At 68.0% G+C, this 769-nt stretch carries 1 protein-coding gene; it reads left to right on the top strand.

Going from position 1 to position 769, the window contains the following annotated elements; genetic code table 11:
- Positions 1-769, top strand: a 769-nt coding sequence (locus tag EN964_RS36105; protein WP_164776538.1) for an ATP-binding cassette domain-containing protein, incomplete at both ends; no start/stop codon positions are given.

The raw sequence follows: 769 nt of genomic DNA on the forward strand, positions 1-769 counted from the left end.
CGTCATGCCGCCGTCGGGCGGCCGCATCACTTTCGACGGTGCCGATTATCATCCATCCAGCCCGCAGGATGCCAAGCGGCTCGGCATCGTCACCATCTACCAGGAGCTCAGCCTGATCCCGACGCTGACGGTGGCGGAAAACATCTTTATCGGCCGCGCGCCGACCGGTCCGCTCGGGCTGGTCAGCTGGAGGCGGATGGAGCAGGACTCCCGCACGATCGTCGCCCGCGTCGGCCTCTCCATCGATCCGATGACGCCGGTGTCGGCGCTGTCGGTGGCCGAACAGCAACTGGTCGAGATTGCCCGCGCCCTGTCGCTGAAAAGCCGGCTGATCATCATGGACGAACCGACCTCGGCGCTGACCGAGACCGAGGTGCAGCGGTTGCTGTCGATCATGGACCGGCTGCGCAAGGACAAGGTCGCCATCATGTTCGTCACCCACCGGCTGGAGGAAGCCTCCGCCATCTGCGACCGCATGACGGTGCTGCGCGATGGGCGGCTGGCCGGGCATCTCGACCGTGAGGGTGGACCGATCGCCCTGCCCAAAATCATCGAGAAGATGGTTGGCCGCGCGGCGTCCGAGCTCTACGCCCGGCCGGCGCAACGCGCGGTGGCCGGCGATGTCGTGCTGTCGGTGCGCGGCCTGCGCACCGTGCGCGATCCCGAAGCGCCGCACGCCATCGTGCTCGACGGCGTCGACATCGACCTCAAGGCCGGTGAAATCCTCGGCGTTGCCGGGCTTGTCGGGTCGGGCCGCACCGAGCTGGCG

Source organism: Mesorhizobium sp. M7A.F.Ca.CA.001.10.2.1 (assembly GCF_003998575.1).
Taxonomy (GTDB): domain Bacteria; phylum Pseudomonadota; class Alphaproteobacteria; order Rhizobiales; family Rhizobiaceae; genus Mesorhizobium.